10 protein-coding genes are annotated in these 19,586 nt (G+C 61.3%); 3 read left to right on the forward strand and 7 right to left on the reverse strand.

Going from position 1 to position 19,586, the window contains the following annotated elements:
- Positions 1–548: 548 nt before the first annotated feature.
- Both GC1_RS11850 and GC1_RS11855 read right to left on the reverse strand, forming a co-directional pair.
- Positions 549–1,274 carry an NAD(P)-binding domain-containing protein gene (locus GC1_RS11850; RefSeq protein ID WP_019297406.1) on the reverse strand — a complete coding sequence of 242 codons (726 nt, stop codon included), beginning with the start codon at positions 1,272–1,274 and terminating at the stop codon, positions 549–551.
- 1 nt (position 1,275) lies between these two features.
- Positions 1,276–3,321 (reverse strand): NADH:flavin oxidoreductase, encoded by a 2,046-nt coding sequence (locus GC1_RS11855; RefSeq protein WP_019297405.1) that lies wholly within the window; start codon positions 3,319–3,321, stop codon positions 1,276–1,278.
- 129 nt (positions 3,322–3,450) lie between these two features.
- Here GC1_RS11855 and GC1_RS11860 point away from each other — a divergent pair, with 129 nt between their 5' ends.
- Positions 3,451–4,065 (forward strand): TetR/AcrR family transcriptional regulator, encoded by a 615-nt coding sequence (locus GC1_RS11860; protein ID WP_019297404.1) that lies wholly within the window; start codon positions 3,451–3,453, stop codon positions 4,063–4,065.
- Between the two features lie 283 nt (positions 4,066–4,348).
- On the opposite strand, the gene fdhF is transcribed toward GC1_RS11860, so the two are convergent.
- From fdhF to GC1_RS11885, 5 genes are all read right to left on the reverse strand, one after another.
- Entirely contained in the window at positions 4,349–7,123 is a 2,775-nt protein-coding gene (gene fdhF / locus GC1_RS11865) for a formate dehydrogenase subunit alpha (protein ID WP_019297403.1), read from the reverse strand.
- 3 nt (positions 7,124–7,126) lie between these two features.
- A complete protein-coding gene (locus GC1_RS11870) occupies positions 7,127–8,815 on the reverse strand; it encodes an NAD(P)H-dependent oxidoreductase subunit E (protein WP_019297402.1) in 1,689 nt (562 codons plus the stop codon).
- A gap of 93 nt (positions 8,816–8,908) precedes the next feature.
- Positions 8,909–9,820 carry a LysR family transcriptional regulator gene (locus tag GC1_RS11875; protein ID WP_019297401.1) on the reverse strand — a complete coding sequence of 304 codons (912 nt, stop codon included), beginning with the start codon at positions 9,818–9,820 and terminating at the stop codon, positions 8,909–8,911.
- A 52-nt stretch (positions 9,821–9,872) separates the two neighbouring features.
- On the reverse strand, positions 9,873–10,583 hold the full coding sequence (locus tag GC1_RS22850; protein ID WP_237754590.1) for a winged helix DNA-binding protein: 711 nt from the start codon (positions 10,581–10,583) through the stop codon (positions 9,873–9,875).
- 152 nt (positions 10,584–10,735) lie between these two features.
- Positions 10,736–13,615 (reverse strand): Hint domain-containing protein, encoded by a 2,880-nt coding sequence (locus tag GC1_RS11885; protein ID WP_019297399.1) that lies wholly within the window; start codon positions 13,613–13,615, stop codon positions 10,736–10,738.
- Positions 13,616–14,069: 454 nt separating this feature from the next.
- Between GC1_RS11885 and GC1_RS11890 the strand changes: the two genes are divergently transcribed.
- Positions 14,070–16,418 (forward strand): methyl-accepting chemotaxis protein, encoded by a 2,349-nt coding sequence (locus GC1_RS11890; protein WP_082008962.1) that lies wholly within the window; start codon positions 14,070–14,072, stop codon positions 16,416–16,418.
- Positions 16,419–16,602: 184 nt separating this feature from the next.
- Complete coding sequence (locus tag GC1_RS11895; RefSeq protein WP_019297397.1) at positions 16,603–19,554, forward strand: ATP-binding protein; 2,952 nt, start codon at positions 16,603–16,605, stop codon at positions 19,552–19,554.
- Positions 19,555–19,586 lie beyond the last annotated feature (32 nt).

The following is a 19,586-nucleotide window of genomic DNA, read 5'->3' on the forward strand; positions in this document are numbered from 1 at the left end:
GCCAATCCCTCAGCGCGCCCGCCTGCAAAATCTCCAAAATGACCCAGTCTCTCCTGAGCGTCCAACCGTCTCTCCGGTCCGTCTCCCGTCCAACTCAGCGTCGCCGCCGCCCCGTCCGGTGTGTCTCAGCTGCGCCTCAGCGCCGCCGGTGAGGGGGCTTTTACGGATACCCCCGAACACCCGCAACCCAAAAAACGCAAAAAACAGAACTTTCCAAAAAGAAAAATCACAAATCAAACAATATCAACAACTTACACAACAACAAAGTCAGCAACACTGACCAAAAACCCAAAGCCCGCTCAAACCCAGGACCAACCAAATCACACCAAAACCCCGCCAGAAACCACTTACCCACAGACTCAACAAACATATCCACAAAACCAAAACCAGGAACCAATGAAAACAAACAGAATCCCCCCAACGGATTCTCACAGGAGCCTACTTCCTGTCAGAACAACCCGAACAGTGAGGCAAAGCCCCGGGCGAAGCATCAAGCTCAGACCGGCGCCGCACAACTGCGGGGCACTCAGAACTTTCGAACAGGGAGGTTAGCTTTTGAGCTCACCCAGCCCCTCCGCAAGAGAAGTGCGCATGCCCGCTTCTTCCATGTGCAACCGCAGCCGCTGATTATACCCGCCCGGCGTATTCAGCGCTTCGATCAGATCCGCGCATCCTGACGCCTGCAGGCTGGTGGACACCAGCATCCGCAAAAAAGCCTCCCCTTGCGCGGGGTCCGATACCCGCTGCCCAAGCCAGTCCGCAGCATCCCCCACCAGGCGCGCAGCCGGCGAGAGCACTGCCTGGGCCGCCAGATAGGACTTCAGCTCCGCTCCGTCTTGAAGCGCAAAGACCCGGTTGTCCGGCTCGAAAATCCGGCCAAGCAGGGCGGTATCCCCGAGGGCCATGATTGGAGAGCCGCCCTGTGCGATGCCGGGAAACGGCATCATGACCGCTGCCGCCGTTGCCGGTGCAGCCCAGTCCGCAACCTGCTCCAGCTCCGCGCCCGCCATGAACGAGACCACTTGCTGATCCGCCCGGAAGGTCAGGCCGCCCAGAACGGCCTCCGCAATCTCCGCCATCAGGCCCAGGAAGACCACGTCGCTTGCATCGATCACGGCCTGATTTCCGCCCACGGCCACATCCTCAAAGGCCTCGGCAAGCGCCAAAGAGTGGCTTGCGCTGCGTTCCGAGACGGTGATCTGGTGGCCCTTGCCCGCCAGCCCCCGAACCACAGCGGAGGCGATGGTGCCACACCCCAGGACTCCCAGACGCATATCAGATCTCCTTCATCAGCCGCAGCGCATCATAGATCGCCGCGTGAGTGTTGCGTGCAGAAACTGCATCGCCGATGCGGAACAGCTGGAGCCGGCCTGCAGAATTAGTGCGAATTGATTGGGGGAGGCCGCTGATCAGGGCACTTTGGTCCACCTCGCCCCGGTTGGCCGATGCGTCCTTGAGCGCAAAGTAGAGATCATCGAGCGGAAGCGTGCCATAGTTCAAGACCACCTGATCATACTCCGCCTGATAGGTATGGCCGCTGTAGTCCGTGCCGATGGACGCCGTCAGCCTGTTGCCGCTGCGCGCCAGCCCCTGCAGGCGGCGGGCAACTGTGAAGGTCACATCCTTGTCCTGCAGCGCCCGCATGTATGGCACCAGGTTCATGCCCATGATGTCAGGGGCAAAGGTCCGGTCGGGGGTCATCACCTCCACTTTGGCGCCCGCATTTGCCGCAGATTCAGCTGCCATCAGGCCCGGATGGTCGCCGCTTTCGTCATAGATCAGCACGTGCCCGGCAGGCTTCACATCGCCGGAGATGACGTCCCAGCTGGACACCGCATGGGGCAGATCGCCGCCGGTTTCATGCAGCATCATGCAGGGCATTCCGCCGGTCGCCACGATCACAACATCCGGATCCAGCGCCTGCACATCCTCTGCTTCGGCCCAAGTGTTGAAGCGGAACGCCACGCCCCGGGCTGCGCATTGCGCCATGCGCCAGTCGATTATGCCGATCATCTCCGCCCGGCGCGGGTTCTGCACGGTCAGCCGGACCTGGCCGCCCGGCTCTGCCGCGGCTTCGAATACGGTGACGTCATGGCCGCGTTCGGCCGCCACACGCGCGGCTTCCAGGCCGCCCGGCCCGGCACCCACAATCACCACTTTCTTGCGGGTCTCAGCCGGGGTGATCTGGTGCGGCATCGTGAGTTCGCGCCCGGTGGCCGCATTGTGGATGCACAGCGCCTCCCCCGCCTGATAGATCCGGTCCAGGCAATAGGTGGCGCCGACGCAGGGGCGGATATCGTCTTCCCGCCCTTCCATGATCTTCTTCACGATATGCGGGTCGGCCATATGGGCGCGGGTCATGCCCACCATATCCAGCAGACCGCTGGCAACCGCATGGCGAGCCGTTGCCACATCGGGGATGCGTGCGGCGTGAAAGGTCGGCATGCCTGTTGCCTTCTTCACCTCTCCGGCAAAATCAAGGTGCGGCGCCGACTTCATGCCCTGCACCGGGATCACATCCGTCATCGCCGGGTCGGTATGGATGCGCCCACGGATCACGTTGAGGAAGTCCACCATGCCGCTGGCGGCAAGACGCTTAGAGATTTCCAGCCCCTCCTCCGGGGTGATCCCGCCCATTTCCGCCTCGTCCGCGGTGTAGCGAAGGCCGACGATGAACTCAGCCCCCACCCGGTCCCGCACTGCCTGCAGCACGTCCATCGGAAACTTCATCCGGCTGTCCAGCGTCTGCCCGCCGTAAGGCCCGTCCAGGTCATTGGTCAGCGGCGACCAGAATTGATCCAGCAAATGACCATAGACCTGCAGTTCGATCCCGTCCATGCCACCCTCCTTCATCCGCTCCGCTGCGTCGGCGAAGTCGGAGATGATGCGGGTGATGTCCCAGTCCTCAGCCAGTTTCGGGAAAGACCGGTGCGCTGGCTCCCGGTGGCGCGAGGAGCTGACGGACGGCAGCCAGTCGCCCTTGTTCCAGCCGGTGCGGCGGCCTAGGTGGGTAAGCTGGATCATAACCGCCGCGCCGTGTTCGTGCAATTGATCCGTGAGGTTGCGGATCCAGGGAACCACCTCATCCTTGTAGGCGAGGATATTGTTGAACACCGGCGGGCTGTCGCGGCTGACCGCGGCCGATCCTGCGGTCATGGTCAGCGCCACGCCCGCCTTGGCCCGCTCCGCGTGATAGGCGGCATAACGTTCCTTGGGCATGCCGTCCTCCGGATAGGCGGGCTCGTGGCTGGTGGTCATGATCCGGTTGCGAAGCGTCAGATGCTTCAGCTGATAGGGCTGCAGCAGCGGATCCTTGGACATGGGCGTCTCCTGGCATGATGTCTTGGCTTGGCGGCGGTTTTTTCGTCCATCTTGACACATATGTCGATAAAACTTTCACACCTGTCAAGAAAAGTTGCGCCTGCCCCGGCCCGCTGCTATGGCTGGCGCATGGACACACAGGACATTTCCCGCCCGCGGCTGAGCGAAGAAGACTGGCTGGCAGCCGCCTATGAAGTTCTGACGGAAAGCGGTGTGGAAGCGGTGAAGGTGATGCCGCTGGCCAAGCGGCTTGGCGTATCGCGCACCAGTTTCTACTGGCACTTCAAGGACCGCGAGGAACTGCTGGAAGCGATGGTGCAGCGCTGGGAGGAAAGGAACACAGGCAATCTGGTGGCCCGCACCGAAGCCTATGCCGAGAGCATCGCCGAGGCGATGTTCAACCTGTTCGACTGCTGGATCGACCCGGAGCTGTTTGATTCCAGGCTGGATCTGGCCATCCGCAACTGGGCACGAAATGACAGCCGCCTGCAGGAAAGGCTGGACCTTGCCGACGCCCGCCGCGAACGGGCCATGACAGATATGTTCTTGCGCTTCGGCTATCCGGAGGCGGACGCGCTGATCCGCGCGCGGGCGATGATCTACACCCAGATCGGCTATATCTCTATGCAGGTGCACGAAAGCACGGAATACCGGATTTCGCTGATGCCCGGCTGGATCAAGGTGTTCACCGGCACCCGCCCTGAACAGCGGGAACTTGACCGGTTCCTGGCCCGGCACCGATAGGGGCAGACCGCTGTACTTTCTTTGAAAGGCGCACTCCCGCCTGCCAGGCTGGCATCACAAATGCCCGCCCGCCAGTTGGACCGGGCGCCGCGCCTGAAAGGCGCGGCGCGGGTCGCTTCGGGCAATGCCCGAAGCGAAATTTCTCCTCTCCACGTGCCGCCCTTACGGCCTCCGGTAATGATGCACGCTGACGCGCCGGGCGCCCGCCCGGCGCCACCAAATGAAACGGGCGCGGAACCCTTGGTTCCGCGCCCGCCTTGTTTCATCAGGCATAACTGACGGCCTATTCGGCTGCAATCTGCCCTTCGATCTTCTCGACCTTCACCGCCGAGAACTTGAACTCGGGGATCTTGCCGTAGGGGTCCAGCGCCGGGTTGGTCAGGATGTTGGCCGCCGCCTCCACATAGGCAAAGGGTACAAACACCATGTCCTCGGCAATTGCCCTGTCGGCACGTGCCATGATCTCGATCGAGCCACGGCGGGTCGACAGGCGGATCATCTCGCCCGGCTCGATGCCCATCAGCTTGAGCGTGCGCGGGTTGAGCGAGCAGTTCGCTTCCGGCTCCACCGCATCCAGAACTTTGGACCGGCGGGTCATTGACCCGGTGTGCCAGTGCTCCAGCTGACGGCCGGTGGTCATGATCATCGGATACTCCGCATCCGGCGCTTCATCCGGCGGGATCACCGATGCAGGGGTAAAGCGGGCGCGACCCTCGGGGCGCGGGAAGCCGTCACCGAACACAATCGCCTGACCGGGGTCGGTCTCATGCAGAGACGGATAGGTGATGGTCTCGGTTTCCAGACGCTCCCAAGTGATGTTGTTCAGCGACTTCATGTTCAGCTTCATCTCCGCAAAGACTTCGCTGACATCCTTGTAGTCCCACGGCAGGCCGATGCGCTGCGCCAGTTCGACAGTGACCTGCCAATCCTCACGCGCTTCACCCGGAGGAGCCACCGCGGGGCGCACCCGCTGCACCTGGCGGTTGGTGTTCGACACGGTACCGTTCTTCTCATAGAGCGCCGAGGCCGGCAGGATGATGTCGGCATAGTTCGCCGTCTCGGTCAGGAAGATGTCCTGAACGATCATCAGCTCCAGCTTGGCAAAGGCATCGCGGGCGTGATCGGCATCCGGGTCGGACATCGCCGGGTTTTCACCCTGGATGTACATGCCCTTGATGTTGCCGGCATAGGCCTGATCGACGATCTCTGTCACGGTGAGGCCCTTCTCGTTCGAGAAGTCGCCGCCGCCCCAGACATCGGTGAAGCTCTTGCGGACATCATCCGAGGTCACGGTCTGGTAATCCGGCAGGAACATCGGAATGAGGCCCGCGTCAGATGCGCCCTGCACGTTGTTCTGGCCGCGCAGCGGGTGCAGGCCGGCGCCCGGCTTGCCCACATTGCCGGTCATCAGCGCCAGCGAGATCAGGCAGCGCGAGTTGTCGGTGCCGTGAATGTGCTGGGACACACCCATGCCCCAGAAGATCAGGCCGGCCTTGCCGCCCGCAAATGTGCGGGCAACGCTGCGCAGCTGCTCAGGGGAGACGCCGCAGATTTCCGACATCTTCTCAGGCGTGAATTGCGCAAGATGCTGTTTTTCCGCTTCCCAGTTCTCGGTGTATTTGTCGATGTATTCCTGGTCGTACAGGCCTTCCTCGACAATCACGCTCATGATTGCGTTCAGCATCGACACGTCCGCGCCGGGGCGGAACTGCACCATTTCGGTGGCAAACCGGCGCAGGCCGACGCCGCGCGGATCCATCACAATGAGCTTGCCGCCGCGCTTGGTGAACTGCTTGAAGTAGGTCGCCGCCACCGGGTGGTTCTCGATCGGGTTGGAGCCGATCACGATCGCCACATCCGCGTTTTCGATCTCGTTGAAGGTTGCGGTCACAGCACCGGAGCCGACGTTTTCGATCAGCGCCGCAACAGAGGACGCGTGGCACAGACGGGTGCAGTGGTCGACGTTGTTGTGCTTGAAGCCCTGGCGGATGAACTTCTGGAAGAGGTAGGCCTCCTCATTAGTGCATTTCGCCGAGCCGAAGCCAGCCACCGATTTCGGGTTTTCGTCGCGCAGCTTGATCAGGCCCTTGGAAGCCAGATCCATCGCCTCTTCCCAGGTTGCTTCGCGGAAATGGGTCGACAGGTTGCCCGGATCGACGTTCAGGCCTTTGGCGGGCGCGTCGTCGCGGCGGACCAGCGGCTTGGTCAGGCGGTGCGGATGGTGGATGTAGTCAAAGCCGAAGCGGCCCTTGACGCACAGGCGGCCTTCGTTTGCCGGGCCGTTGATGCCCTCGACATGCTTGACCTTGCCATCCTTGACCTTGAGCGAGACCTTGCAGCCGACGCCGCAGAACGGGCAGACACTTTCGGTCTCAGAATCGTAGTCCTTGCTGTCGCCAACCTGGTTTTCATCCAGCACGGTGGCGGGCATCAGCGCGCCGGTCGGGCAGGCCTGCACACATTCGCCGCAAGCCACACAAGTCGATTGGCCCATCGGGTCAGCAATATCGAAGGTCGGATAAGCGTCGTGGCCCCGGCCGGCCATGCCGATCACATCGTTCACCTGCACTTCACGGCAGGCGCGCACGCACAGACCGCAGGAGATACAGGCGTCCAGATTCACCTTCATGGCAACGTGGCTGTCGTCCAGCAGCGGAATGCGGCCTTCTTCCAGCTTGGGGAAACGGCTCTCGGTGACGCCATTCAGCTCAGCCATGTCCCACATGTGGGAGGACTTGTCATGCGCCTCTTCCTTCTTGGGCTGGTCAGCCACCAGCAGTTCCATCACCATCTTGCGGGCGTTTTCGGCGCGCGCATTGTTGGTGGTGACAACCATGCCTTCCGCGGGTTCGCGGATACAGGAGGCCGCCAGCGTGCGCTCGCCTTCGATCTCGACCATGCAGGCACGACAGTTGCCGTCCGGACGGTAGCCCGGCTGCGGCTTGTGGCACAGATGCGGGATCTTCAGCCCGCGGCCGTTGGCGACTTCCCAGATGGTCAGGCCCTTCTCAGCCGTAACCTGTTCGCCATCGAGTGTGAATGTGACTTTATCGCTCATGGCTCAGACCTCATCCGGAAAATGTTTCATGGTCAGGCGGATCGGGTTCGGCGCAGCCTGACCCAGGCCGCAGATCGAGGCATCGACCATCGCGGTGCTCAGCTCTTCCAAGAGGCCCTGATCCCACTTCTTCTCGCTCATCAGCTTGACGGCTTTTTCGCAGCCCACCCGGCAGGGGGTGCACTGGCCGCAGCTTTCGTCTTCGAAGAAGCGCAGCATGTTCAGCGCCGCGTCGCGGGCCGAGTCCTGGTCGGACAGGACAACCACGGCGGCGGAACCGATGAAGGTGCCATGCGGCTGCAGCGTGTCGAAATCCAGCGGCACGTCATGCATCGACGCAGGCAGCAGGCCAGAGGACGGGCCGCCAGGCTGGTAAGCCTTGAAGGCGTGGCCGTCCAGCATACCGCCGCAGGCTTCGATGATGTCGGTGATGGTGGAACCGGAGGGCAGCAGATGCACGCCCGGGTTTTTCACCCGGCCGGAGACCGAGTAGCTGCGCAGGCCCTTGCGGCCGTTCTTCTCAACCGAATTCAGGCATTCCGGGCCTTCGCGGTTGATCTTGCAGACCCAGTACAGGGTTTCGACGTTGTGGACGAGGGTTGGACGCCCGAAGACACCCACCTGCGCCACAAACGGCGGACGGTGGCGCGGCTCGCCGCGCTTGCCTTCGATCGACTCGATCATCGCGCTTTCTTCACCGCAGATATAGGCTCCTGCCCCGCGGCGCAGGTCGATGTAGCCTTCTTCGACGATGCCGGCCTCTTCCAGCGCCTTGATCTCGCGGCGCAGGATCTCCAGCACCGCCGGATATTCGTCACGCATGTAGATGAAGGCTTTCTCGGCCTCGACCGCCCAAGCGGCCATCAGCATGCCTTCCAGGAAGACATGCGGGGTGCGCTCTAGATAGTAACGGTCCTTGAAGGTGCCGGGTTCGCCTTCGTCACCGTTCACGGCGAGGTAACGCGGGCCTTCGTTGGCACGGACAAAGCCCCATTTGGTGCCGGACGGGAAGCCAGCGCCGCCAAGTCCGCGCAGGCCCGCTTCTTTGACCTTGGCCTGAACCGCCTCCCAGTCGCCATTGGCGCGCAGGTCTTTCAGCGTGGCATAGCCGCCTTCGGCTTCATAGGCGGCGAAGGTTTCATACTCGGGGATATGGGCGTGGGTGTCATCTGCCGCAATTGCCGCTTCCACCTTCTCGACGGTGGCGTGGTCGATGTGGTTGTGGCCGATTTCCAGTACCGGCGCTGTATCGCAGCGGCCCATGCAGGGTGCGCGCAGCACGCGGACCTGGGAGGCGTCCAGACCGTCTTGCAGAGCTTTTTGAAGTTGCTGGGCGCCTGCCAGTTCGCAGGACAGCGAATCGCAGACCCGGATGGTCAGAGCGGGCGGTGGGGTCTCGCCTTCCTTCACCACGTCGAAATGGGCGTAGAAGGTCGCAACCTCATAGATCTCCGCCTGGCCGGTGCGCATCTCCTCGGCCAGCGCCCGGATATGCGCGGCGCTGAGGCAGCCGTATTTGTCCTGAATCAGGTGCAGGAACTCAATCAGGAGGTCACGGTTGCGCGGGCGGTCCCCCAGCAGTTCCTGAACCTCGCTCAGCGCGATGTCGTCAACCTGGCGGCCTTTGGGCGTTTTGCGGCCCTTGCCTTTGCCGGACTTCCATACGCCCTTGCTATCATCCAATGGTGCCATGGGATCCTCCAGTCAGCACGTCTTTCATTCAGCCAATGCCATCAAGAATGAATATCGTCAAATCTGGAAATTGGATTGCACGATCAGAAAATCTTATGACGCCATTTGCGGCATCCTATCGTCTACAAACGTCGCAACTACCTCTTTCAAAGCGCGCACAGTTGTGAGTTCCGGGGTCCGGTCCAGAGTCGCAATGCAAATCGGGCGCGCCTGCTCCGGCTCCACCAGCGCCAGAACCCGGGTGCCACCAAGCTCGCCCAGCGCCTGCATCAGCGCCCGCGGCAGGATGGTCGCAGCCGAACCTTCCCGCGCCAGCACCATCGACGCCATGAAGCCGTTGGATTCGGACACGATCTCCGGCTTCAGCCCCAGATCGGCAAAGATCCGGTCCAGAATCCGCCGGTTCTGCATCTGCTGGTCCAAAAGGCTCAGCGGCAGTTCCGCGGCCTCAGCCCAACTGATCGTATCGCCACGCTCCGCCACCATGTCTTCCGGCGCCAGCAGCACATAACTTTCCTCGTACAGAGGCTGAACCGTCACCAGTTCGCGCCCAATACCATCAGCATAGGTAATTCCGGCGTCAATTGTACCATCATACAGACGCTGCTGAATAGCCAGCGAGGTGGTGACCTCCACCTGTGCCAGAATCCGCGGATAGGCCTGATGCACCTGATCCACCAGCTGCGCCGCCCAGGCAGTGGCGGTCGGCACCACTCCCAGAACCAGTGTGCCGCTCACCTCGCCGCGGGTAGCAGCGATCTCCTGTTCCAGCGCCTTGGCATCATCCAGGATCGACCGCGCCCGGCGCACGATCATCATGCCTTCCTCCGTCAGCCCCTGAAAACGGTTGGCCCGGCGCACAATGGAAAGACCCAGCCGCTCTTCCAAGTTTCTGATCCGCATCGAAAAGGCCGGCTGCGACATGCCGCAATCAGCGGCTGCCTTGGCGAAATGCTTGTGCCGCGCCAGCGCCGTCAGCAGCATAAGGTCCTTGAGCTCGATCATGTTGGAACCTTAAGCCGCTGCCGCCGGTCTGTACAATGGAACAGTTGCCGGCTCAGTCCTGACTGCCGGATCCTGCAGCTCCCGGCGCGGATCCGTACAGCCCTGTCAGTTCCTCCAGAACTGCCAGGGCATTTTCCAACTGCACCGCGATCCCCGGGCGGTCCGCAAGCGCCCGCCCCAGCCTTTCATCCCGGGCCATCCGCATCTCTGCGACTGTCCGGCAGCCCTCTTCCGTAAGGCTGTAGGACACACCGGAACGGCCGGCCCCTTTCTTTTGCGTAAGCCCGGCAGAGGCCAGCTTGCGCAAGGAATACTGGATGTTGGGAATATCCACGCGATTGGTGATCCGGGCCATTTCCTTGATTGACTTGGCCCGGCCGCCATCACCAATCAGCAGCAAAAGGGTGATTTCAGCCCCCGACAGCGTCGCGCTGCTCAGCTGTTCAAAGTTCTCTGCCTGCCAGCGGATCAAGCCTTCGTGTGCCCGCTGCATCGCCAGTTCCAGGCTATGCAGCTTTTCCCTGGCCAGTTCGGCAGACGGATGTGAATATGTGGAAGGGCCGACTGAATGATCCAACGAACAACTCCAATAAATGCTGCCGGAAACGGCAAAAATGCTGCGGATTAGAATATCCGGCGCATACCGCGCCTGCCCGGCGAACACTCCGTTGCAATAACTCCCCCTGCCGGGGGACCGGGCGCAATTCCGAAAATCCAATTCAAATGACCCGCAACATATCCAACCAAATTCTCCAGACTGCAATACCCCGCCGGATATTGCAGCAGGTCTGGGAAAGGCTGGGCGCGGCCGAGGTGAAGGAGCAGCGTTGAAGTTGCGGAACTCAGTTCTGATGCCGTTTGGCCAGAAGTGCAGGACGCCACCACAAGGCAGGGGCTGCCTGCGGGCAAAGAAGCTCAGCCCAAAACGAGGTTCTGCAAATCGCGCCGTTTGATGGCGTAGCGGGCGAGCCCTCCATAGGCTGCGCGCACCTGAGCCCTGCCCGGTTTGCCGGACAGGTAATTTGCGGCCGTCAATTCGGGAAACAGGTCAAACAGCTCCTGCCTGCCGTCATCGGTCAGTCCGCGAACAGCTTCGGGGCCGGGCCAGAAGGTCTCGGTTGCAGCGCCTTCAGCGAAAATTACTTCGTGCTGCTCTGTCATGAGATGGACATAGGTGACCGGGCCGTTCATTTCGCTCAGTTGGGTGCAGTTCGGGTCGATCTCCGCCAGCAGTTTGGCCGTCATGAAGCTCTCTTCGAACTGGCGGTCCCCCGCAAAGGCCTTGCGCCCAACCAGCAGACGGTGCTGCGGCGACAGCAGCATCGGCCGTTCCGGGGACAGTAAGCCGCCCGGGTGTACTCTGTAAGGGCGCAGTTGCGGACGCCGGGCCAGATCTTCAGGGCTCAGAGTACGGCTGCCGGTCCAGATCACCGGCTGATAGCCATTGTCAGCGGTCTGCAATAAATCCCCCACGCGGATCTGCCCGGCCGGCACCGCCCCGCGCCGGGTGGCCAACATGACTTCCGGTGTAAAACAAGGGATGCCGGCGGAATACATCTGCGGCGCAGTGGACATCTGCGCCGGAGTGACCCCCTGAAGGACCAGCTTTTCACCGCTCGGGAAGGTGAGCAGGGCATTGCCGAATCCGTCATCGCTGACAGAAATATCCCAGGCGCGCACCGCACCGGCAGGCCCGGTGCCGCCTGTCAGGTCCGAGACGTCCAGTTGGTCATTGTAGAAGCCGTCGCTGTCGTCATCGGCGATGCTGAAATCGGTGATCGTATCGGTGCCGCCGCCGCCGCTCAGGATCAGTTCGTCATAGCCGGTGCCGCTGATGATCGAGTCATCACCGGCACCGAATGTCACTGTGTCGTCACCGGCACCTGCGTCAATCACGGTGCCGGCGCTGTCGGCAGAAGCGTCCACGACATCCGCCTGATCCGTCAGGTTGAGCGCCTCGACCTCGGAGAAGGTGATCGTGTCGGTGCCGTCGGTAATGGTGCCGGCTTCGTCCCCGGTATAGGTGACCGTGACGCCTGTCGTGACGCCTGAAACGTCGACGGTATCATAGTCGTTCCCGGCCTCGCCGCCGGTCAGGGTGTCATTGCCGAACCCGTCCGACATCTCAAAAGTATCGGCATCGGCCTCGCCATGCATCACGTCGGCGCCGCTGCCGCCAATCAGCAGGTCGTCATCGTTACCGCCGTACATGGTATCGGCGCCGTCGCCGCCTTCCAGCGTGTCGTTGCCGTCAGTCGCTACGATACTGTCGTCGCCGGTGCCGCCAACAAGGCTGTCATCCCCGGCCGAGTTTCTGAGCGTATCGTTGCCTGCACCGCCAATCAGCGTGTCGTTGCCCAAGCCAGTGGTGAGGCTGTCATCGCCGTCGCCGCCCTCGATATAGTCGTCACCGTCGCCGCCGGAGATCGTGTCGGCGCCAAGGCCGCCGATCAGGGTATCCGCTCCTGACCCGCCGTCCATCACATCGTCGCCGTCGCCACCGTCCATACTGTCGCTGCCGGCCTCGCCGTACATCAGGTCCGCATCGGCGCCGCCTGCCATCACATCGTTATCATTGCCGCCGTACAACGTGTCGTTGCCATCGCCGCCTTCCAGCGTGTCGTTGCCATCGGTTGCAACAATGCTGTCGTTGCCGGTGCCGCCAACAAGGCTGTCATCGCCAGCCGAGTTCTGCAGGGTATCGTCGCCTTCGCCACCGATCAGGGTGTCATTGCCCAGCCCGGTGCTCAGGAAGTCATTGCCTTCGCCGCCTTCGATATAGTCGTTGCCGTCGCCGCCGGACAGCGTATCGCCCCCGGCCCCGCCGATCAGCGTATCCGCCCCCTCTCCGCCTTCCAGAACATCGTCGCCGTCACCGCCGTCCAGGCTGTCGTCACCCTCCTCCCCCAGCAGCGAGTCATTGCCGCCTTGCCCAAAAACGATGTCATTGCCGGCGCCGCCCAGCACGGTGTCGGCACCCTGCTCGATAGGAGTGACAACGGCATCGTCGATGACGTCCCCGGACAGGGTGAAACCCGCCAGACCGTCACGGGTTTGAAGAGTGAACTCAATTGACGACTGATCCTCGAACCCGGCAGAAAACCAGGCACTCTGATCCGTATATGCGTTCAGCTGCGTCCCGGCGGCCGTTATTAAACTACCGTCAGTCGAAACATTGAGGTTGGACTCCGATGAGACCCCAAAAGAGGTGAAGCTGTTGCCATCGATGATGACCGCCTCGGCATCACCGTAGCCGCTGTTGTCGTCGATATCGTTGAAAGTGGCTGTGGAATTCAGGTAAACCGGCTCACCCGTTGCCGGATCGAAGAATTCCAGCCGGAACGTCGCCTGATCGCCTGCCTGATCGCCTTCCAACAAGATTTCGGCGCCGTCGGTGTAGCCGAACTGCACCGACATATTCGCGTTCGATTTCTCAACCAGGACCAGCTTGCCCCAGACCTTGGTGCCATCCTCCAGCGTTGCGACATCGCTGAAGACAGCATAATCACCTGCAGACCCCGTCCAGCCGTCATGCGATATAGTCTGGATGTTGTTGATCTTCAGTTCGAGCGGGCTGGCATCCGCACCCTGGTCGAAACCGTCCCCCATGTCGCCATAGATAACGTCGTCGCCTTCACCACCATCAATGACGTCGCTGCCTTCCTCACCCGCAACAGTGTCGTTGCCCAGGCCCGCTTCGATGATGTCATCACCGGTAGAACCGGCAAGCTTATCGTGGCCCCCAGTGCCTTTCAAAGTCGCAAGAAGGCCGGAGAGCCAATCAGGTATAGGCATGTTTCAATCTCGTTTCTTGGCCAGGGGCCGACGCTCCCAAACGGGCAAAACAATTCAGGAAAAGGCAGCGCAGCTGCGGTCTTTAGTACACGTATCCCGGTAATGAATGGTAAACCCGCCGGGCATCATGACTCTTTATTTTCGGACCTGCGGAGAGGGAGCGGAATGACCTGCAGCAACGTTCAACTGCTGACCCAAAGCCCTCCGGGCATCATTTCCCTGACCAGCTGCACATGATTCGCTCCGCCCGGACAGCATTCCGGTAAAAGTGAGTCAAAAAAATTGTGGCTCCACACTGCCTTTTCGCCCCCAAAACAGGAGGCAGCGCGCATTTTAACGGCCCTGAAATGAATCCCTCGGAGTGTTCTCCTGCCCAGCACCTCACTGCTGGCACCGCCAATGGCCGCTTTCAGGCAGTCCGGCAGACTGAAATGTTGATGGGAACTTCGCCGTAATGACTCGACTGTTTAAATTCTGGAACAACATGCGGCTGGGCCGCAAGCTGCCGCTTTCAATTGCCGCGCCGACAATCTTTCTGACGCTTGCTTCAGGCTTTTTCTTTGCCTGGGAGGCCGGGCAGGCGCTGAAATCCAACCGCGAGGCGGCCTATGCCACGCTTCTGGAAGAGCGCAAGGAAGCGCTGGAGAATTGGGTTGCGGGGTTGCGGTCCCAGACCCGGACGCTGGTCGCCAGCAAGGCAGTTGAAACCGCTTTGCGCGACTTCTCCAACGGTTTCTACTCGCTTGGCGACGATCCCAGCAGCTATCTGCGCGCATCCTATGCCGATGGTAACCCAAACCCGGCAGGCGAACGCTACAAACTGCTGGACGCCAAAGACAAATCCGCATGGTCCATCCGCCATAAGATGAACCACGCCGGTTTTGTGACCTTCCTTGAAGAGCAGGGTTTTCTGGATGCCTATCTTTTGGATGTGCAGGGCAACATGGTCTACTCGGTCCACAAGAATGAAGACTTCGCGCTGAACTATCTGGACGGACCGTATAAGGACAGCGGACTGGGCCAGGCCTTCCGCACCGCCCTGGAAATGGAACAAGGCAATGTCTTCCTGTCAGAAATGGCTGCCTATGAGCCGGATGGCGGGGCGGCGGCAATGTTTATCTCTTCGCCCGTCTTCAAGAAAGGCGCGATCATGGGGGCGCTGGTTCTGCGGGTGCCGGTAAACGGTATCTCCGGCATCCTGTCCCATTCAGCGCTGCTCGGAGAAACCGGGCAGGCTTACCTAGTGCGCGGCGACGGCATCGCCCTTACCGCGTCGGACCGTGAAGACGGCCATCAAGTCCTGACAAAGCTGCCCGAGCTGCAGCAGATCACCGCAGCGCTCAGCGGCGGGGAAAGCAGCTTCTCCGGAACCCCCGGGCTTGCCGGCCAGGCGGTTGAGGCAATGGCTGCCAGCGTCGGGCTGGACGACCGCACCTGGGGAATTGTGCTGGAAGTCGACAGCGCTGAGGCCCTAGCCGCCGAGAAAAGCCTGGTCAATGCCTCCATGCTGCAGGCCGTTGGCGTTGCCCTCGCAGTGGCGCTGCTCTCTTGGATTGCGGCCCGCGGCATTGCACGCAAGGTATCCGGCCTGTCGGACAGCGTCGAACACATTGCTGCCAAGGACTATGATCATCCTGTTGCCGGGCTGGGAACCGGCGACGAATTTGGCAATATCGCCGGTATTCTGGAAGGCTTCAAATCCGATCTGCAAAATGCCCAGCTTGCCGAAGAGGAACGGGCGGAAGCGCAGCGCGAGCAGGACCTTGTGGTGAACGAATTGCGCACTGGCCTGACCCATCTGGCCCAGGGCAATTTTTCAACCACGATCGACACCCCTTTCCCCGAGGCCTACAAAGGCCTGCGGCTGGACTTCAACCAGACGGTCAACACCCTGAATGCAACCGTCCGCGAGGTGGTGGAGGCCACCACCAGCATCCGCAACGGCACCTCGGAAATCAGCCAGGCATCCGACGACCTGTCGCAGCGCACCGAAAGCCAGGCTGCAACTTTGGAACAGACAGCCGCAGCTCTCGATCAGATGACCGCCAGCGTCAAGGCAGCCGCCAATGGCGCGCGCGAAGTGGAAGCCGCAATGAACGAGGCCCGGGACGAAGCGAAAACCAGCGGCGAAGTCGTACAGAACGCGGTATCCGCTATGAACGGCATTGAGGAATCCGCGCGCCATATTTCGCAGATCATCGGGGTGATTGACGACATTGCCTTCCAGACCAACCTCCTGGCCTTGAATGCGGGTGTCGAGGCCGCCCGCGCAGGTGACGCGGGGCGCGGATTTGCCGTCGTCGCCTCCGAAGTGAGGGCGCTGGCGCAGCGCTCCTCGGATGCGGCGATGGAAATCAAGGCGCTGATCTCCAATTCAGGCGAGCAGGTCGAAAAGGGCGTGGACCTTGTTGGAAAAGCAGGCGAAGCACTGCACAGCATCGTGTCGCAGGTGTCGCATATTTCGGGGCTGGTGTCGGACATTGCCGAAGGTGCGGCCGAACAGTCCACCGGCATTGGCGAGATCAATACCGGGGTGATGCAGCTGGATCAGGTCACCCAGCAAAACGCCGCCATGGTCGAGCAGATGACAGCGGCGGGCCAGCTGCTGAACGGCGATGCCTCAAATCTGGCCGGACTGGTGGCGCAATTCAACGTCGGGCTGGACATGCCCGCACCCCGTCAGGCCCCAGAGCCAGAACTTCCCACGGCGCATGGAACCGGCTGGGATGAAGTGCCGCAGGCGCCGGCTGCCATGCCGGTCTCGGACGGATCAGCCGCCTTGGCGAAATGGCAGGATTTCTGATCCTGCCGGGCGGCCGATGCAATTCGGCTGCCGCATGTGCCACACCTGCGCGGCCGCCAGCCGCAATGATGTTGTGAAAACCGGATTTTCAGACTTTAAAAGGAAAATGGGACAGAACCGAACACTTGGCTCAATCAAAGGCCGCAATTGCCAACAGTGTTTCTGAAAAAGCAAAGGTGGCTGGATGGCCGTGTCAAACTTCCCCGCAAGCTGGCTGCGCGCCCTTAGCAACAGGACTTACCTGCCTGCGCTGCTTGCTTTGGCCGTGGTCTGCGCTGCGGGGCTTTATGCCGAAAGACAGAACGCCACGATCCATTACCAGTCCCAGCGCGCTGATACCCAGCAGGCGGCAGGGATGGTCAAGTCCCGCCTCGAAGGGCAGCTGAACGGCGACTACCAGCGGCTGCGCGGCCTATCGGCCATGCTGGCCACCGAACCGGACATGGGACAGGAGCGGTTCAGCCGGATTGCTGCTCAGGTTCTGGAGGGAAAGACCGCCATCCGGCATATCGCGGCGGCTCCAGGGCTAGTGGTTTCTCTGGTTCATCCAATGCGGGGCAACGAAGCGGCCCTTGGATTAGACTACAACAGGAACGATGCCCAGCGCGCCGCCGCACACCGGGTGCGTGACAGCGGCGAGATGGTGCTGGCAGGACCGGTTGACCTTGTTCAGGGCGGCACCGGATTCATCTACCGCCTGCCGATTTTCACCGGCACCGGGACGAAGCGGACATTCTGGGGTATCCTGTCAGCAGTCGTTGAAACAGAGACTCTTTATGCAGCAACGGAGTTAAACAGCGGCGGCGGCTTGGACATTGCGTTGACCGGGCGCGACGGCACCGGGGCGGCTGGCCGGCAATTCTTTGGTTCAACTGGCATTCTTTCAGACCACCCGGTGGTTATGGACATCAGCCTCCCCGCTGGTTCCTGGCAGCTGGCGGCCCGTCCGCGAGGCGGGTGGCAAGAAAACCCTGACAACCTGTGGCAGCTGCGGCTTGCCCTGCTGGCGGCCGGCACTCTGATCGTGTTCCCAACCTTTCTGGCCGGCAGGCTGTCCGCAGCACGGCAAGCTGTGATCGGCAAACTGCGCTACAGAGAGGCTGAACTGGAGGCCGTCTCACGGCGGTTGGAAATTGCGGTCAAAACATCCAAGGTCGGGATCTGGGAGTACGACGGCACGACCCGCCAGGCCAGCTGGGACAGCCGGATGCATGAGCTGTACGATGTGCCCGAAGAACAGGGCCCGCCGAGCGCGGCGGCCTGGGCCGAAAAACTGCATCCTGACGACCGCGGCAGGGTTCTCGACGCCCTCGAAACGGCTGAACAGAATAACACGAGCTTTGCGTCTGATTTCCGAATCGTCCTGGACAACGGCACGCTCAAGCACATCCGGGCACTGGCCAGCCCGTTCACCGACGCGCGCGGCCGGAACTGGATGATCGGTGTAAATTGGAATGTGTCCGAGGATGTCCGCCTGCGCGAGGAACTGATCTGCGCCAACCAGACCCTGTCCGAAAGGAACAGCGAGCTGAAACAAGGCAAACAGGCCTTGGAACAGGCGCATGCTGAACTGCAAAAACAGCAGGCGGAACTGCACCGCCTGTCGCTGGTGGCCAAACACGCGTCCGACAGCATTATCCTTACAGACGCAGAAAGGCGGATTCTCTGGGTTAACGATGCATTTACGCGGGCAACCGGCTATTTGGCCGATGACGCTATCGGCCGCACGCCTTCGGAACTTCTGGACGGACCGAACACCGACGCCAAGGTGATTCAGGAAATGAACCGGCACAAGGACCTTGGCATCCGCTACCACAACGAGGTTCTCAATTACACGAAGGCTGGTGACGAGGTCTGGTTTGACACCAACATCGTGCCGGTCACGAACGCGGACGGATCCGTGGATCTGATCATTGGTATCGAACGGGACATCACAGGCAGCAAACAACGTGAACGCGAGCTGGCCGAAGCCAAACTAGCCGCGGAACAAGCCGACCGCGCCAAATCTGAGTTTCTGGCCAACATGAGCCATGAGATCCGCACACCGATGAATGGCATCATTGGTATGGCTGACCTCCTGGCAGAGGCGGAACTGCCGCCAGACGAACAGCAAAACGTGGAGACCATCCGCAGCTCGGCCCAGGCGCTGCTGAAGATCATCAACGACATCCTCGACCTGTCGCGGCTGGAAGCGGGCAAATTTTCTATCACCAGTGAAGACTTCAATCTGCGCGATTGCGTCAGCAGTGCTGCAAATCTGTTCCGTCCGAAAGCGCAGGAAAAAGGCCTGCCGCTGGAAATCAGCTACGCAGACGGGTTGCCGGAACGAATGCACGGGGATGACGGGCGGATGCGCCAGATCCTGGTCAACCTGATTGGCAACGCCGTGAAATTCACTGCAGAGGGCAAAATCGCCGTCCGGATCTCACACGCGCCAGGTGATCTGTACCGTCTGGTTATTGAAGTGGAGGACAGCGGCATCGGGATCTCCGAGAACCAGGCGCGCCACATCTTTGACCGGTTCACTCAAGCTGATGCGGCAACAACTAAGGCATTTGGCGGCACCGGACTGGGTTTGACCATTTCCAGTATGCTTGCAAAGCGGATGGGCGGCGGCATCTCAGTATTGTCTGAACTTGGCCAGGGTTCTTGCTTCCGCCTGGAGCTGCAATTGGCCCCGTCAGGCGAAGCATCAGGCCAAACGGACGCTTTCCCCCTGGAAAGCGCCCCGCAGCTTGCCCCCTGCAAGGTACTCTTGGCCGAAGACAATCAGACTAACAGGCTGCTAATCCGCAAATACCTGCGCGGCCAGCCGGTGGAGCTGGCCGAAGCCGCGAACGGCCGCACAGCGGTGGACCTGTGCAAACAGCTGCAACCGGATATCATCCTGATGGACATGTCCATGCCGGTGCTGGACGGAATCGGCGCAACCCGGGAAATCCGCAGCTTAGCCATCCCTCAGCCTGCCATCGTGGCCCTGACAGCCAACGCGTTTGCAAGCGATCAGCAAGCTTGCCTGGATGCGGGGATGGACAAATTTCTGGCCAAACCCGTGAAAAAGGCCGTGCTGCTGCAAACACTGGCGGCGTTTCTGACGGAGCGGCCAGCTCAGCAAGAGCCTCGTGCCAGTGCCTGAACACAACTGCTGACGGCCCTTCTGCCTCTCTT

The sequence above is a fragment of the Leisingera sp. ANG1 genome (genome assembly GCF_000203975.2).
Classification (GTDB): Bacteria; Pseudomonadota; Alphaproteobacteria; order Rhodobacterales; family Rhodobacteraceae; genus Leisingera.

Coding starts and splice junctions, on each gene's coding strand:
- GC1_RS11850 (WP_019297406.1), bottom strand. CDS start 1,274: ATGCGTCTGGGAGTCCTGGGGTGTGGCACCATCGCCTCCGCTGTGGTT.
- GC1_RS11875 (WP_019297401.1), bottom strand. CDS start 9,820: ATGATCGAGCTCAAGGACCTTATGCTGCTGACGGCGCTGGCGCGGCAC.
- GC1_RS11890 (WP_082008962.1), top strand. CDS start 14,070: ATGACTCGACTGTTTAAATTCTGGAACAACATGCGGCTGGGCCGCAAG.
- GC1_RS11885 (WP_019297399.1), bottom strand. CDS start 13,615: ATGCCTATACCTGATTGGCTCTCCGGCCTTCTTGCGACTTTGAAAGGC.
- fdhF (WP_019297403.1), bottom strand. CDS start 7,123: ATGAGCGATAAAGTCACATTCACACTCGATGGCGAACAGGTTACGGCT.
- GC1_RS11860 (WP_019297404.1), top strand. CDS start 3,451: ATGGACACACAGGACATTTCCCGCCCGCGGCTGAGCGAAGAAGACTGG.
- GC1_RS11870 (WP_019297402.1), bottom strand. CDS start 8,815: ATGGCACCATTGGATGATAGCAAGGGCGTATGGAAGTCCGGCAAAGGC.
- GC1_RS11895 (WP_019297397.1), top strand. CDS start 16,603: ATGGCCGTGTCAAACTTCCCCGCAAGCTGGCTGCGCGCCCTTAGCAAC.
- GC1_RS11855 (WP_019297405.1), bottom strand. CDS start 3,321: ATGTCCAAGGATCCGCTGCTGCAGCCCTATCAGCTGAAGCATCTGACG.